Source organism: Streptomyces sp. AA1529, assembly GCF_000280905.1.
GTDB lineage: Bacteria > Actinomycetota > Actinomycetes > Streptomycetales > Streptomycetaceae > Streptomyces.
On the sequence record NZ_ALAP01000075.1, the window covers coordinates 13075 to 28846 of the forward strand.

Genomic DNA, 15772 nt, shown 5'->3' on the forward strand with positions numbered 1-15772 from the left:
GACTCTAGTGAGCGGGACGACTGGTGTGCCAGACGGCGAGGACGACCAGGACGCACCCGGCGAACTGGGTCGCGGTGGGTCGTTCCCCGAGGAAGACGACACCGAGGCCGAGCGCCAGGACCGGTTGCAGCAGCAGCAGCGCGGCGCTGGTCACCGGCGCCAGCCGGGCCAGCGCGGGCCCCATCAGCACGAGCGCCAGCACCTGCCCGAACAGCGACATCACCGTCAGCCAGCCCAGCGGGCCCCAGCCGGGCGCCGGGTCGATCCCCGTCCACAGCGCCCCCAGCACCCCGGAGGTGACACCGGCGGCCAGCGTGGAGACGCACACCGGGTGGAGGGTGTGCGCCCCGCCGCCGCCCAGGCGGGTCAGGAACAGGTATCCGGCGAACGCCACTCCGGCGCCGGCCCCGTAGAGCACCCCGGAGACCGGGCTGCTGCCCGGCTCGGGGTGTCCGATGGCGCCGCTGGCCAGCGCGACGCCGAGCAGCAGCACGGGCAGGGTGCGCCAGTAGCGGGCGCCGGGCCGGGTGCGGGTGACGGCGAGGGCCAGCAGCGGGAAGACGGCGATCTGGATGTTGAGCAGCACGGTCGCGATGGAGGAGCCCACGTCGTGGATGCTCTGCGCCCAGAAGACGAAGTCGACGCCCAGCAGCGCGCCCGCCACCAGGTCGAACCGCTGGGCGCGGACCGGCCGGGGGCCCAGCCGCCGCCGTTCCAGCAGGGCGAGGGGCACCAGCGCGACCAGGGCCAGCGCGCAGCGCAGGAAGGCGGCGGTGCCCGCATTGACCCCGGACAGCTTCACGAACATCGCGGAGGCGGAGATGCACGCCGACGCCGCCACCGCCAGCGGCACCGGTGCGGCGCCGGCCAGGCGGCCGTACGGTGTGGCCTGCTGCGTCCTCTCTTCGGTGCCGGTCATGGCCGTCACTCTGCCTGCCGCGACTGCCAAGGAAAAGCGACGATTCCTTGGCAGTATCGGTGAGCGTTGCTGATGAATCCCGGCCGCCCGGGTGCGCGTCCAGGGCGCGTCCGTTCGCCCGCCCGTCTGCCCGTCCGCCCGTCCGTCCGCCTCATGAGGTTTCCCCGCATGTTCAGCTCCGACCGGCTCCGCGCCCTCGACGCCGTCGCCGTGCACGGCTCGCTGGTGCGCGCCGCGGCCGCCCTGCACATCACCCCCTCCGGCGTCTCCCAGCAACTGGCCAAGCTGGAGCGCGAGGCGGGCCACACCCTGCTGGAGCCGCAGGGCCGCGGTGTCCGCCTCACCCACGCGGGCCGGGTGCTGGCCGACCACGCGGCCCGCGTCGTCGCCCAGCTCTCCGCCGCCGAGAGCGATCTGGCCGACCTCGGGGACGAGATCCTCGGCCCCCTCCGGCTCGGCGGCGTCGGCAGCTGTCTGCGGGCCCTGCTGCCGGACGTGCTGGCCGCGCTCACCGAGGCGCACCCCCGGCTGCGGCCCACCGTGGTGGACGGCGAGGCCGTCGACATGGTGCCGCTGCTGCTCGCCGGTGAACTGGACCTGCTGCTGATCGAGAGCTGGCACAGCCGCCCCATGCCGCTGCCCGAGGGCGTGCGGGTCAAGCCGCTCGCCGTGGAGGAGGTCCAGGTGGCGCTCCCGGCCCGGCACCCGCTGGCGGGCCGGGAGGCGGTGGACCTGGCCGAGCTGGACGGTGTCGACTGGTCGAGCTGCCCGGTCGGCACCGAGCCCTACGAGGCGCTGGTCCAGGCGCTGCGGGCGCGCGGTGTCGAACCCCGGGTGCGCTACGCGGTCGGCGAGTACGCCACCCAGCTCGCCTTCGTGGCCCGCGGGCTGACCGCGGCGCTGGTGCCCGGCATGGGGCGGTGGCCCTGCCCGCCCGGGGTGCGCTTCGTGCCCGTCGAACCGGCGCTCCACCGAGAGGTGCGGGCGGCCTGGCGGGCGGGCGGCGACAGCCCCTCGGTCCGCGCCTGCCTGGCGGCACTCACCGCCGAGGAGTGGGACGGGGAGGCGGCCGCCGCCGCGCACTGAGCCGCAGGGCACGACCGGTCCGCGGCGCCGCGGAGCCCGCGGGCCACGACTCGCCCGCGGGGCACGGTACGCCCCGCGGGTCACGGCTTGCGGAGCAGCAGTTCGGTGTTGCGGTCGCCCTCGGCCCCTGCCAGCCCGTGCCGGGCACCTGGGGCGTTGAAGGCGAGCTCCCGGTAGAGGGAGGCCAGCCCGGTCTGCGACAGGTCGGTGAAGTCCGTCCGGTGCGGGGCCGCCGATTCGATCAGCGTGGTGAACAGCGAGAGCGTGCCGTCCCGGTTGTCCACCAGCTCCAGGGTGCGGGCGAGTTGCGGGAAGTCGGTGTGGGAGGCCGTACTGACCTCCCAGAACGTGCCGTGCGGGGAGATCCGGTTGCGGTGGCTGTGCCCGTTGATCCAGGCCAGCGCGTGCGGGGTGTCCCGCAGCAGGGCCAGCAGCTCCGTGCCGCCCTCGGGTGTGGTGGTGCTGGTGTGGTGGCTGAAGACGAGCGCGTACCTGTCGCGGTGCGCCGCCAGTTGCCGCCGCAGCCAGCTCAGCTGCGCCGCGCCGACCCGGCCCGTGTAGTGCCCGTCCCGGCGGGTGGTGTCCAGGCTGTAGCCCATCACGTCCGGGGCTATCCGGAAGGCGTAGTACAGGGTGCCCTCCACCGCGTTCTCCTCGGTGTACCCGTGCCCGGCCGGCCCGGGACCCAGCGCCTGCGGGCGGGCGAGGGCGCGGATGTAGTCCCGCGGGGTGACCGGGGCTCGCGCGGGGTCCGGGGTGACCTTGCGCATGTGGCGCCGTTCGGCCCGCAGCAGCTCCGTGAACAGCCGGCCCCCGGGGTCCCGGCCGCGCTCCACGGCGCGCCACAGCCGGGCGCCCTGTTCCTCGGGCAGCCGCATGAGCTTCCGGTCGCCGGTGGCGAAGTCCGCGAAGAAGCCGCGCGCGTCGGCGGCGGCGAAGCAGCCGCCCGGCAGCGCGTCGTGGTTGCCGACCGTGGCGTACCAGGGCAGCTTCAGGCCGGGGCCGGCCACCTGCCGCCCGGCGGCCCGCAGGAAGCCCCGCAGCCGGGGGAAGCCGACGGCCTTGTCGCGGTCGCGCAGGTCCGAGTCCGGCTGCCAGAAGTCCGGCAGTCCGCAGTCCTGCACTCCCTCGTGGATGCGCGGGTCACCGGTGTCGGGGGTGATCCGGCCGCCGCTCAGCACGGTGGTGAACCACTCCAGTTCGGCACGCGAGTTGTTGTCGGTGTTGTCTCCGGTGGTCACCACGCAGGAGAGGGAGGCGCCGGTCGCCGGGCCGCCGGCCAGCGCGTTGACCCGCTCGACGAGGGAGACGGCACCGGCCACCGACAGGGACTCCTGCGGCCGCCAGGCGCTCGCGGTCTGCGCGCGCAGGTACTCGTAGCGCAGCGGGTGCTGGACATCCACCAGATGCAGGTCGGTGAACTGGACGAAGGACGCGAGCGGTTCGGCGCGGGCGGCGCGCCGGGCACCGGCCCGCGCCAGCTCGGTGCGCACCACCCGGGCCCAGCCGGGCCCGGTCACCAGCCGCCGGAAGGGGCCGTCCCCGGAGGGTGCCGCGACCCCCGTGAGGGTGGTGCCGGTGTGCGGCGCGTCCACTGCGGCCCGGCCGCCGGGGACGCGGCGCTGCGGGCGGGTGCCGGAGGCGGGCGCGGCCGCGGGGGACGCGCCGGTGGCGGGGCCCAGCGCGGCGGCGGCCCCCGCCGAACCGGCGAGCACCAGCACCCGGCGCCTGCCGGGGCCGGGGGAGGGCGGCCGGCGGCGGGGCGCGCGGTCCGGGGGTGCGCCGTCGGGACCGTCCGGGCCGGGCACGGCGGCGCGGTTCCCGGGCGGAGCGCCGGGTGCGGCGGTGGGTGCAGTGGTGGGGGAGTCGGGCGGGGCGCTGGGCGCGGAGCGGCTGCGAGGGGACATGCGGTCTCCCGGTGCGGGGGTTCGGCAGGGGCGGGGAGCCCCTCCTCCGGTGCATTGGCAGCCCGGATGACCCCCGTTTGAACAGCGTGGGAACGCCCGCCGCCGGGTGTCGCAACCGCGTGCAAGTATGGCTTCAGCACGACTGCGACGAGATCCGCGAGAGTGGGGAGACCAAACAAGTGCCTGGCACGAATCTGACGCGCGAGGAGGCCCAGGAGCGGGCCCGGCTGCTCACCGTGGACTCGTACGAGATCGACCTGGATCTGAGCGGCGCGCAGGAGGGCGGCACTTTCCGCTCGGTGACGACGGTCCGCTTCGAGACGGCCGCGGCGGGGGACACCTTCGCCGATCTGATCGCGCCCACCGTGCACGAGGTCACCCTCAACGGCGAGACCCTCGACCCGGCCGCCGTCTTCGCCGACTCGCGCATCGCCCTGCGCGGACTGCCGCAGGGGCCGCAGGAGCTCCGGGTCGTCGCCGACTGCGCCTACACCAACACCGGCGAGGGCCTGCACCGCTTCGTGGACCCGGTCGACGGTCAGGCCTACCTCTACACCCAGTTCGAGGTGCCGGACGCGCGCCGGGTCTTCACCACCTTCGAGCAGCCGGACCTCAAGGCGACCTTCCGGTTCACCGTGCGCGCCCCCGAGGGCTGGACGGTGATCTCCAACTCGCCCACCCCCGAGCCGCGGGACAACGTCTGGAGCTTCGCACCCACCCCGCGGATCTCCACCTACATCACGGCGCTGATCACCGGTCCGTACCACTCGGTGCACAGCAGCTGGGAGGGCAAGGGAGCGGACGGCCGCAGCGTGCCGCTGGGCATCTACTGCCGCCCCTCGCTGGCCGAGTACCTGGACGCCGACGCGATCTTCGAGGTCACCCGGCAGGGCTTCGACTGGTTCCAGGAGAAGTTCGACCACCCGTACCCGTTCGAGAAGTACGACCAGCTCTTCGTGCCCGAGTTCAACGCGGGCGCCATGGAGAACGCGGGCGCCGTCACCATCCGGGACCAGTACGTCTTCCGCTCCAAGGTCACCGACGCCGCCTACGAGGGCCGCGCCGAGACCATCCTGCACGAGCTGGCCCACATGTGGTTCGGCGACCTGGTCACCATGGAGTGGTGGAACGACCTGTGGCTGAACGAGTCGTTCGCCACCTACACCTCCATCGCCTGCCAGGCGCACGCCCCCGGCAGCCGCTGGCCGGATGCCTGGACGAGCTTCGCCAACCAGATGAAGACCTGGGCCTACCGTCAGGACCAGCTCCCCTCCACCCACCCGATCATGGCCCCGATCCGGGACCTGGACGACGTCCTGGTCAACTTCGACGGCATCACCTACGCCAAGGGCGCCTCCGTCCTCAAGCAGCTCGTCGCCTATGTCGGGATGGAGGAGTTCTTCCGCGGCGTCCGCGCCTACTTCCAGCGCCACCAGTGGGGCAACACCCGGCTGAGCGACCTCCTCGGCGCTCTGGAGGAGACCTCCGGGCGGGATCTGAAGACCTGGTCCCGGGCCTGGCTGGAGACGGCGGGCATCAATGTCCTGCGCCCCGAGCCGACCTGCGCGCCGGACGGCACCCTCACGGCGCTGGCCATCCGCCAGGAGGCCCCCGCGCTGCCCGCCGGTGCCGAGGGCGAGCCGACGCTGCGCCCGCACCGCCTCGGCGTCGGCTTCTACGACCTGGTGGACGGCAAGCTGGTGCGCACCGACAGCGTCGAACTCGACGTCGACGGCGAGCTGACCGAGGTTCCGCTGCCCCGCAGCCGCAAGCGCCCCGACGTGCTGCTGCTCAACGACGGCGACCACACCTACGCCAAGGTCCGGCTGGACGAGGAGTCGCTGGCCAACGTCACCCGGCACCTGGGCGACTTCTCCGACCCGCTGCCGCGCGCCCTGTGCTGGGCCTCCGCCTGGGACATGGCCCGCGACGCCGAGCTGTCCGCGAGCGCCTTCCTGGAGCTGGTGCTCTCCGGCATCGGCAAGGAGTCCGACATCGGCCTCGTGCAGTCCCTGCAGCGCCAGGTCAAGCTCGCCCTGGACCTGTACGCGGCGCCCGAGCACCGGGAGGCCGGGCTCACCCGCTGGGCCGAGGCCGCCGACGAGCAGCTCCGCGCCGCCGCGCCGGGCAGCGACCACCAGTTGGCCTGGGCGCGCGCGTTCGCCGCCGCGGCCCGTACCGACGCGCAGCTCGACCTGCTGGCCGGGCTGCTGGACGGCAGCCGCACCGTCGAGGGCCTGGTCGTCGATGCGGAGCTGCGCTGGGCGTTCCTGGAGCGGCTGGCCGCCACCGGCCGGGCCGACGAGGCCGAGATCGCGGCCGAGCTGGCGCGCGACGCCACCTCGGCCGGGGAGCGGCACGCCGCCGCCGCGCGCGCGGCGCGTCCCACCCCGGAGGCGAAGGCCGAGGCATGGCGCGCCGTGGTGGAGGGCGACGAGCTGCCCAACGCGGTTCAGGAGGCCGTCATCTCCGGATTCGTCCAGACCGATCAGCGCACCCTGCTGGAGCCCTGGACCGAGCGCTACTTCGCCGCCGTCAAGGAGGTGTGGGAGCAGCGCAGCCACGAGATGGCCCAGCAGGTCGCCATCGGTCTCTACCCCACGCTGCAGGTCTCCCAGGAGACTCTGGACGCCACCGACGCCTGGCTCGCCTCGGCACAGCCGAGCGCGGCGCTGCGCCGACTGGTGACCGAGTCCCGGTCCGGGGTCGAGCGGGCGCTGCGCGCTCAGGCCGCGGACGCGGCGGCGGGCGCCGCGGGCTGACGGCCCGCGGCGCCACCCGCTGCCGCCGCACGCGCATCGGCCCCCGGTGATGACCGGGGGCCGACGTGCGGGGGGTGGATCAGTTGCGGGTGCGGCTCACTTGAAGCCGACGTTCTCGAACGCGACGGACGCCACGCCGTTCGCCCACAGCTGCTCGACCTGCGCGCGCTCGGAGGCGTTGGGCTGGTCGTTGGTGCAGGACGTGCCGGGGCCGCCGCCCGACATCAGCTCGCTGCACGGCCCGGAGTAGTGGTCCGGCAGGCCGAGCACGTGACCGGTCTCGTGCGCGACGACGCGGTCGGAGTCGTACTGCTGGTTCTGGGCGTAGTCCAGGAAGATGTAGCCGCTGCCGTGGCCGTCGGTGTACGCGTAGCTGCCGCGCGAGTCGTTGCCCTCGCGGTAGTCGAAGCTGGCGCCGCCGCCCTCGGCCAGCTTCACGTTCGAGACGGCCGAGTTCCACACCGCCGTGCTGTTGGCGATCTCGCTCCGGAACGAGGGCGCGCCGCTGGTGCTGTAGTTGATGGTGACCTGCTGGATGCCCGGCTTCGCGGCCTGCTTCTTGAAGGCTTCCTTGACGATGAACTTGAAGAACTTCTCGTTGCGCTGCTGGTTCTCGCCGGTGAAGCCCTGAGTGGTGGCGGAGGCTGCCGTCGAGGACGCCGCGGGACGGGCGGCGGCCGCGTCGTCCGCCGCGGAGGCGGGCACGGCGCCGAGGCCGAGTGCGACGGTCACGCCCAGGCCGAGCGCCGCCGAAAGAGCCGATCTGCGGTATTCCATGGGGGGTCTCTCCTTGGTTTCGGAGAAACCGGCGCCGCTCTGGGATGTTGGCGTGGGGGGCGCCGCCGGTCCCTCCGGACGGATTGCTGCTCCGGGAGAGTCTGTTCGAACGGACGGCGTTCCGGAATGATGCCAACTCCCGATAGGACCGGTGAATCCCCCTGCGCCGCACGGGCGTTCGTGCAGCGTTCACCGGTCCGGTGCTCTCTGGTGGGACCCGCGACCCGCCGATATGCTCCGCGGTGTGGAGCTCGAAGTGAGGCATCTTCGTGCAGTGTGTGCGATCGCCGACACCGGCAGCGTGCACAAGGCGGCCCGCCAGCTCGGGATGACGCAGCCGTCGCTGACGACCCAGCTCAGGCGGATCGAACAGGCCGTCGGCGGCCCGCTCTTCAACCGGGAGCGGACCGGCAGCAGGCCCACGCCGCTGGGCCGCACCGTCCTCACCCGCGCCCGGCCGATCGTCGCGCAGATGACGGAACTGATCCGGGAGGCCAAGGACGCCGCCGGGCTCGGCCACGCGGACCCCGGGGCGCGGCTGCGGCTCGGCAGCACCGGCAGCAGGGCCGTCCCCGGCTGGCTGCGCCGCCTGCACCGCCGGCTGCCGGACACCGACATCACCTTCCAGACCGACGTCTCGGCCAACACGCTGCTGCAGATGGTCGCGGACAACCAGCTCGACGCCGCCTTCGTGCACGAGGTCGAGGGAGCCCCGCTGCGGGTCCCCGACGGCATCCGGCTGCGGGTCCTGGTGCGGCGCGAGCCCCAGTTCGTCGCCGTGCCCGCCACCCATCCGGCGGCGCGGACCGGGCGCGCGGTGGCCGTCGCCGAGCTCGCCGGGGAGAAGTGGATGGTCGACCCGTCGGTCGACGGCGACTGGGACGGGCTGCGCCGGGTGTTCACGGCTGCGCGGATCGATCCCCGGGTGGTGTACGGCGACTATCTCTCCGCGGGCGATCTGGTCGCCGCCGGAGAGGTCGTCACCCCCTGCCAGCCCACCTCGCAGCCGCGGCCGGGGATGTCCATCGTCCCCCTGGTGGGGGATCCGCTCGGGGTGCGGCTGGTGGTGGCGCTGCGGGCCGGACGGCGCGCGGGCATCGAGGGGGACGGCGTCGTCGAGGATCTGCGCGCCTCCTACGAGGAGGTGGCGCTGGGCAGCCCCGCCTACGCGCGCTGGCTCGCCGCCCGGCGCGACCCCGGGCTCCCCGTCGTGGCCTGAGACGTCCCGCCGGGCCGGTCCCGCCGCGGGCCGGCGCCGGGACCGGCCCGCGGAGCGGGGCTAGGCGACGGCGTCGGCGCGCTGGGCGCGCAGCGCCCGGGCCAGATCGTCCCGGGCCTCGGCGACCAGCCGCCGCAGCGCGGGTGCGGCGTCCGGATGCCCGGTCAGCCAGGCGTCCGCGGCGTCGAGAGTGACCTGGTCGCCCTGCGTGGCGGGGAACAGGCCCCGCACGACGGCCATGCCGATCTCGATCGAGCGGGTGGCCCAGACCGTCTCCAGCATCTCGAAGTAGCGCGCGGTGTACGGCGCGGTCAGCTCGGCCTGGCCGGGCTGCGCGAAGCCGGAGATCGTCGCTTCGACCAGGGAGTTGGACAGCGCGTCGGACTCCACGACCGAGGCCCATGCCTGCGCCTTGACCGCGGCCGAGGAGCGGGCGGCCAGACAGCGGACCTGGTGCCGTTTGCCGGAGGCGGTGTCGTCCCGCGCCAGTTCGGCGTCGACGGCCTCCTCGTCGGCCAGGCCGGCGGCGGTCAGGGCGCCCAGGATGGTCCAGCGCAGCTCCTGGTCCACCGCCAGCCCGTCGATCCGGGCGGTGCCGGCCAGCAGCCCCTGCAGCAGCCGCTGCTCCTCCTCGCGGGAGGCGACGGCGGCGAGGAAACGGGCCCAGGCCAACTGGTGTCCGCTGCCCGGCTCGGCCTGCCGCAGCCGGGTGACCGCGCACTCCGACAGCAGCCGCCCGGCCTCGGGGCGCCACTCGCGGTCCGTGTAGTGGTCCAGGGCCAGCTTCGCCTGGCCGTGCAGCATCTGCAGCACGCCGATCTCGGTCTCCTGCCCGGCGAACCGCAGCACGAGGCCGAGGAAGTCCCGGGCCGGCATCAGCCCGTCCCGGGTCAGGTTCCACACGGCGGACCAGCACAGCGCGCGGGCCAGCGAGTGCCCGGCGCCGGAGGGGCCGGGGGCGGGGTCGGTGAGTTCGCCGAGGTGCTCGCGCAGGGTCGCCAGGGACGCCTCGTCGAACCGGATCTTGCAGTAGGTCAGGTCGTCGTCGTTCACCAGCACCAGGTCCGGCCGCTGGGCACCGGCCAGTTCATCGACCGTGGTGCGCGGGCCCGCGACGTCGACCTCGGCGCGCGCGTACCGCTCCAGGACGCCCCGCGCCGGGTCGCGCCGGTAGAGGCCCACCGCGACGCGGTGCGGGCGCAGCACGGGGTGCTCGGCCGAGGCGGCCTCCTGGAGCACGGCGAGTTCGGTGACCCGGCCGGCCGCGTCGTAGGTGAGCTGCGGCGTGAGGGTGTTGACCCCGGCGGTCTGCAGCCATGCCCCGGACCACTCGGCCATGTCCCGGCCCGAGGTCTCCTCCAGCACGGACAGCAGGTCCGCCAGCCGGGTGTTGCCCCACTGGTGGCGTTTGAAGTAGCGCCGGGCGCCCTCCAGGAAGGCGTCCTTGCCGACGTAGGCGACGAGCTGCTTGAGGACGGAGGCGCCCTTGGCGTAGGTGATGCCGTCGAAGTTGAGCTTGGCGTCCTCCAGGTCCCGGATGTCGGCGGTGACCGGGTGGGTGGAGGGGAGCTGGTCGGCGCGGTAGGCCCAGGACTTGCGGCGGTTGGCGAAGGTGATCCAGCCGTCCCGGAAGCGGGTGGACTCCACCAGCGCGAAAGCGCCCATGAAGTCCGCGAAGGACTCCTTGAGCCACAGGTCGTCCCACCACTCCATGGTGACCAGGTCGCCGAACCACATGTGCGCCATCTCGTGCAGGATGACGTTGGCGCGGCCCTCGTAGGAGGCCTCGGTGACCCTGCCGCGGAAGACGAACTCCTCGCGGAAGGTCACGCAGCCCGGGTTCTCCATGGCGCCGATGTTGTACTCCGGCACGAACGCCTGGTCGTACTTGCCGAACGGGTACGGGTAGTCGAAGTGGTCGTGGAAGAAGTCCAGCCCCTGCTTGGTGACGGTGAAGATGTCCTGCGGGTCGAAGTAGCGTGCCAGCCCCTTGCGGCACAGGGCGCCCAGCGGGATCTCCAGCTCGCTGCCGTCCTCGAGGGTGCGCCGGTAGGTGTCGGCGACGTAGTGGTAGGGGCCCGCGACGACGGCGGTGATGTACGTCGAGATGGGCTCGGTGCGGGCGAACCGCCACAGGTCCGCGGCTCCGTCGTCCACCGGGCGCGGCTCGCCCTCCCGGGCGCCGTTGCTGAGCACCGTCCAGCCGGCGGGTGCGGTGACGGTGAAGTCGAAGGGCGCCTTGAGGTCGGGCTGCTCGAAGGTGGCGAAGACGCGGCGCGCGTCGGCCGGCTCGTACTGGGTGTAGAGGTAGACCTGACCGTCCTCGGGGTCGAGGAAGTGGTGCAGTCCCTCGCCGGTGCGGCTGTAGGCGCACTGTGCGTCGATCGTCACCTCGTTCGCGGCGCGCAGCCCGGACAGGGTCACGCGGGCGCCGTCGAAGACCTCCTCGACCCGGAGCGTCTCGCCGTTCAGGGTGACCGAGTGGACATGCGGGGCCACCAGGTCCACGAAGGTGGCGGCGCCCTCCTCGGCGCAGTCGAACCGGATGGTGGTGGTCGAGCGGAAGGTACGGGGCCCGGTGGCGGGCGGCGGCTCGATGGCGGAGCGCAGGTCCAGCGCCACGTCGTACCCGCTCACGGTCAGCAGCGCCGCGCGCTCCCGGGCCTCCGTGCGGGTCAGGTTCTCTCCGGGCACGCCGCGCTTCCTCTCCGATCGGTCGCGATCCCCGCCGCGTGGCACGGACCGCATGGTCGACAGCCTGTTCAGGATCGCATGCGGCGCCTGGGGGGCACACCCGGGAATGCCGTCGCAGGCCCGGGGCGTTGTCGGCGTCGGAGATCATCGTCACATCGCGGCAACGGCCGCGGTGCAGCAGACCGTCGTCGCCGAGGAGAGGCCCATGCCCGAGAAGACGCCCGCCGATTTCTGGTTCGACCCGCTGTGCCCCTGGGCGTGGATGACCTCCCGCTGGATGCTGGAGGTGGAGAAACTGCGGCCGATCGAGGTCCGCTGGCACGTGATGAGCCTGGCGGTGCTCAACGAGAAGCGGCTGGAGGAGCTGCCGGAGAACTACCGGGAGCTGATGGCCCGCGCGTGGGGTCCGGTGCGGGTGTGCGTGGCCGCCGAGCAGGAGCACGGCTCCGCGGTGCTGGGCCCGCTGTACACCGCGCTGGGCAACCGCGCCCACCCGGGCGGCCGGGAGCTGGACCGGGAGGTGATCCTGGAGGCGCTCGCCGAGGCCGGGCTGCCCGCCTCGCTGGCCGACGCCGCCGACTCGGACGCCTACGACGCGGCGCTGCGCGCCTCGCACGAGGAGGGCATCGGGCTGGTGGGCCAGGAGGTCGGCACCCCGGTCATCGCCGTGCCGGGGTCGGACGGCGGCCGGATCGCCTTCTTCGGCCCGGTGGTCACCCCGGCGCCCAAGGGCGAGGCCGCGGCCCGGCTGTGGGACGGCACGCTGATGGTGGCCTCGACGCCCGGCTTCTTCGAGATCAAGCGCACCCGCGACGTGGGCCCGCTCTTCGACTGACGGGCCCGGTACGCGGCTCGCCGGTCCGTCCGTGCGCGGCCCGCCGGTCCGTCCGGCGTGCGGGACCCGCCCGGTGCGGCCGGGGCGCCCGTGCGGTGCGGCCGGGTGCCTGCCCGGGGCGCGGGCGTGGCCCGGAAATACGCGGGGCCCCTGCGTGTCACGTCCACACAGGGGCCCCGCCGTCCTCCGCCCTCGGGAAAGGTGAGAAGACGATCACGAGGGTGGAAGGCCTGCCGCAGCCGAGGGGTGTGCTCCTCGGCTACGGGGTGAGCAGCATGCTGTGGGCGCGCTGCTTCGCCGCGGTGTAGCGGGCCGCGACGTCCTGCCAGTTGACGACGCGCCACATGGCCTCGACGAAGTCCACCTTCTGGTTGCGGTACTGCAGGTAGAAGGCGTGCTCCCAGGCGTCGAAGACGAGCAGCGGCACCGAGCCCTGCCCGACATTGCCCTGGTGGTCGTAGACCTGTTCGACGATGAGCCGGCCGGTGACCGGCTCGTAGGCCAGCACGCCCCAGCCCGAGCCCTGGGTGGTGGCCGCCGCCTTGGAGAGGTGGGCCTTGAACTTGGCGAAGCCGCCGAACGACTCGGCGATGGCGTCGGCCAGTTCGCCGGTGCCGTCCTTCTCCAGCGGCTCGCCGCCGCCGTCGCCGGTCATGTTCTGCCAGTAGATGCTGTGCAGGATGTGCCCGGACAGGTGGAAGGCGAGGTTCTTCTCCAGCCCGTTGACCGAGCCCCACTGGTCCTTGTCCCGGGCCTCCGCCAGCTGCTCCAGGGTGTCGTTGGCCCCCTTCACGTACCCGGCGTGGTGCTTGTCGTGGTGCAGTTCGATGATCTCGCCGCTGATGACGGGTTCCAGCGCGGAGTAGTCGTACGGCAGCTCCGGCAAGGTGTAGGTCGTGATCGACATGCTCTCGCCCCTCACTCGCTATTGCATATTACTTGCAAAAAGAAGCTAGCAGCAACAGATGCCGAAAGAGCGGAGCGCCCCCCCGTGCGAGGGGGGCGCTCCGCTCTTTCGGATCGGCCGGAAGTCGTGGGTCCGGCCGCGTGCTGAGGAGCCGTCAGTCCTGCGGGCGGCTCAGCCCTCCGCGGCTGCCGGGGCCTGCGGACGCCTGCGCTGCCGGAGGTACCCGACCACGGCCAGCACCACCGTCAGACCCGCGGTGAACGCCAGCTGGGTGCGGGTGTCGCCCTCGCGGAGCATCAGCAGCAGAATCGCGGCGATACCGGCGAGCGCCACGATGGTCAGCCCCGGGAACAGCCACATCCGCACCACCAGCTTCTCGGGCGCCTCACGCTCCAGCCGGCGCCGGGTGCGGAACTGCGAGACCGCGATGAACCCCCAGACCACCAGCGTCGCCGCGCCGACCATGTTCAGCAGCCACTGGAAGACCGTCTTCTCCCAGAAGAAGTTCAGCAGCACCGCCACGAAACCGAAGAGGGACGAGGCGACCACCGCGTAGCGCGGCACCCCCTGGGCGCTCACCCGGTTCAGGAACGCCGGGCCCTCGCCCCGCTCCACCAGCGAGTAGGACATCCGCGAGGCGCCGTAGATGTTGGCGTTCATCGCCGACAGCAGCGCGATGAGCACCACCGCGTTCATGATCTGCGCGGCGGCCGGGATCCCGAGGTGGTCCAGTACCGCGGCGTACGGACCGGAGAGCACCGACTCGTCCTGCCACGGGATCAGTGTGACGATCACCAGCATCGAGCCGACGTAGAACAGCGCGATCCGCCAGACCGCGGTGCGGACCGCCTTGGCGACCCCCGAGACCGGCTTCTCCGACTCGGCGGCCGCGATCGTCACCGTCTCCAGACCGCCGAACGCGAACACCGAGGCGAGCAGCCCCACGATCAGCCCCTCCGTGCCGGTCGGGAAGAAGCCCCCGTCCCCGGTCAGATTGCCGGCGCCCGGCGAGTCGGTGCCCGGCAGCAGGCCGGCTATCGCGAGCCCGCCCAGCACCAGGAAGGCGCTGATGGCCAGGACCTTCACCGCGGCGAACCAGAACTCGTACTCGCCGAAGTTCCGCACCTGCGCCAGGTTGGTGGCGCAGAAGACCAGCATGAACAGCGCGACCCACAACCACTGCTCGGTCCCCGGCAGCCAGCCGGTCATGATCTTCGCCGCCGCGGTCGCCTCGGTGGCGATGGCCACGCACAGCAGCGTCCAGTAGATCCAGCCCGCGGTGAAACCCGCCCACGGTCCCAGGGCCCGCTCCGCGTGCACCGAGAAGGAGCCGGAGGCCGGGCGGGCCGCCGACATCTCGCCCAGCATCCGCATGACGAGCATCACCAGCGCGCCGGAGGCGGCGTACGCGAGGACGATCGCGGGGCCCGCGGCGGCGATGCCCGCGCCCGAGCCGACGAAGAGCCCCGCGCCGATGACGCCGCCCAGGGCGATCATCGAGAGGTGGCGCTGCTTGAGGCCGTGCGCGAGGGCGCTGCCGGAGGGTCCGGTGCCCTCCGGGGGGCCGGACGGCGTGGCGGGTTCGCCGGGAGAATGTGGCGCGTCGGAGGTCTCGGTGCGCGTCATCAGTGGCCGTTCCTGGAGTGTGTGAGGGTGAGCGGGGGACGGGGCGCTGCGCGTGGTCCCGCAGCCATCGGGGAGACTGGCGTTTCCACAGTGTTCGGGAGCGTGCCCCGGCACGGCAATAATCGTGCAGTGCCTTCCGCAATGCGGACAGTCCCCTTCGGCGGTGAACCGGGGCGAACCGGCCCTTCCGCGCCGCGCACTGTCAGCAAGCTCACGCCGCCCCGCACTGTCAGCAAGCTCACGCCCCGCTCACGCTCGGCGCACGAGCGGATTCGGCTAGCGTCGACGCGCACGAGGCCGACTGCGCGCCCGTGCCTGCTTCTACCAGCTCGCACCAGACGGAGATGCCAGATGAGTGCCCTCACTTCCGCAGCCACACCGCGTCCGGGAGCCGTGCTCGCGGATCTGCTGCCCGCCTCCAGCTCAGCCCGCGCCCGGGTCCGGGACGTCGCACTCGTCCTCGGCGGCGCCGCGCTGACCGGCGCCGCCGCCCAGCTCGCGGTGCCGATCCCGGGCTCGCCCGTGCCGGTCACCGGCCAGACCTTCGCCGCGCTGCTGATCGGCGCCGGACTGGGCGCCGGGCGCGGCTTCCTGGCCCTGGCGCTGTACGCGGTGGCGGGCATGGCCGGGGTGCCGTGGTTCGCGCAGGCGTCCGCGGGGGTCGGGATGCCCTCCCTCGGCTATGTGTTCGGCATGGTGCTGGCCTCGCTGGCCGTGGGCGCCCTCGCCCGCCGCGGCGGTGACCGCGGCATGCTGCGCACGGCCGGGACCATGGCGGTCGGTACGGCGATCATCTACGCGTTCGGCGTCCCCTACCTGGCGCTGGCCACCGGTATGTCGGCCGGTGAGGCGCTCGCCGCCGGACTGGTGCCGTTCCTGGTCGGCGACGCCGTCAAGGCCGCGCTGGCGATGGGTGCGCTGCCCGCGGCCTGGAAGCTGGCGGGCCGCCAGGACTGAAGGCCCGCGCCCGGCCGGATACGGGCCGGGCGCCGCGGAGCCCGAGGGGGCCCGGCGCCGTCGCGGCGCCGGGCCCCCTCGGC

11 protein-coding genes are annotated in these 15772 nt (G+C 73.4%); 5 read left to right on the forward strand and 6 right to left on the reverse strand.

Annotated elements, in window-relative coordinates; genetic code table 11:
- Positions 1–4: 4 nt before the first annotated feature.
- Positions 5–919: a DMT family transporter gene (locus A949_RS0121545; protein WP_037707194.1), complete on the reverse strand. Its 915-nt coding sequence runs from the start codon at positions 917–919 to the stop codon at positions 5–7.
- Positions 920–1087: 168 nt separating this feature from the next.
- Between A949_RS0121545 and A949_RS0121550 the strand changes: the two genes are divergently transcribed.
- On the forward strand, positions 1088–2005 hold the full coding sequence (locus A949_RS0121550; protein WP_019358108.1) for a LysR family transcriptional regulator: 918 nt from the start codon (positions 1088–1090) through the stop codon (positions 2003–2005).
- 80 nt (positions 2006–2085) lie between these two features.
- Here the strand turns inward: A949_RS0121550 and A949_RS0121555 are convergent, their stop codons facing one another.
- Complete coding sequence (locus A949_RS0121555) at positions 2086–3912, reverse strand: TIGR03767 family metallophosphoesterase (protein ID WP_078565494.1); 1827 nt, start codon at positions 3910–3912, stop codon at positions 2086–2088.
- A 179-nt stretch (positions 3913–4091) separates the two neighbouring features.
- On the opposite strand from A949_RS0121555, the gene pepN (A949_RS0121560) reads away from it, so the two are divergent.
- Positions 4092–6674 carry an aminopeptidase N gene (gene pepN / locus A949_RS0121560; protein WP_019358110.1) on the forward strand — a complete coding sequence of 861 codons (2583 nt, stop codon included), beginning with the start codon at positions 4092–4094 and terminating at the stop codon, positions 6672–6674.
- A 96-nt stretch (positions 6675–6770) separates the two neighbouring features.
- Here the strand turns inward: pepN (A949_RS0121560) and snpA are convergent, their stop codons facing one another.
- Positions 6771–7451 carry a snapalysin gene (gene snpA / locus A949_RS0121565; RefSeq protein ID WP_019358111.1) on the reverse strand — a complete coding sequence of 227 codons (681 nt, stop codon included), beginning with the start codon at positions 7449–7451 and terminating at the stop codon, positions 6771–6773.
- Between the two features lie 232 nt (positions 7452–7683).
- On the opposite strand from snpA, the gene A949_RS0121570 reads away from it, so the two are divergent.
- Complete coding sequence (locus A949_RS0121570; RefSeq protein ID WP_051019581.1) at positions 7684–8670, forward strand: LysR family transcriptional regulator; 987 nt, start codon at positions 7684–7686, stop codon at positions 8668–8670.
- A gap of 60 nt (positions 8671–8730) precedes the next feature.
- On the opposite strand, the gene pepN (A949_RS0121575) is transcribed toward A949_RS0121570, so the two are convergent.
- A complete protein-coding gene (gene pepN / locus A949_RS0121575; protein ID WP_019358113.1) occupies positions 8731–11364 on the reverse strand; it encodes an aminopeptidase N in 2634 nt (877 codons plus the stop codon).
- A 205-nt stretch (positions 11365–11569) separates the two neighbouring features.
- Here pepN (A949_RS0121575) and A949_RS0121580 point away from each other — a divergent pair, with 205 nt between their 5' ends.
- A complete protein-coding gene (locus A949_RS0121580) occupies positions 11570–12199 on the forward strand; it encodes a mycothiol-dependent nitroreductase Rv2466c family protein (RefSeq protein WP_026004898.1) in 630 nt (209 codons plus the stop codon).
- 259 nt (positions 12200–12458) lie between these two features.
- Here A949_RS0121580 and A949_RS0121585 read toward each other — a convergent pair whose 3' ends face one another.
- Both A949_RS0121585 and A949_RS0121590 read right to left on the reverse strand, forming a co-directional pair.
- Positions 12459–13100: a superoxide dismutase gene (locus A949_RS0121585; protein ID WP_026004899.1), complete on the reverse strand. Its 642-nt coding sequence runs from the start codon at positions 13098–13100 to the stop codon at positions 12459–12461.
- 177 nt (positions 13101–13277) lie between these two features.
- Entirely contained in the window at positions 13278–14732 is a 1455-nt protein-coding gene (locus A949_RS0121590; RefSeq protein WP_019358116.1) for an amino acid permease, read from the reverse strand.
- A gap of 351 nt (positions 14733–15083) precedes the next feature.
- Here A949_RS0121590 and A949_RS0121595 point away from each other — a divergent pair, with 351 nt between their 5' ends.
- The gene (locus A949_RS0121595) at positions 15084–15689 is read left to right on the forward strand and encodes a biotin transporter BioY (protein ID WP_019358117.1); all 606 of its coding nucleotides are present in this window, start codon (positions 15084–15086) and stop codon (positions 15687–15689) included.
- Positions 15690–15772: the final 83 nt, after the last annotated feature.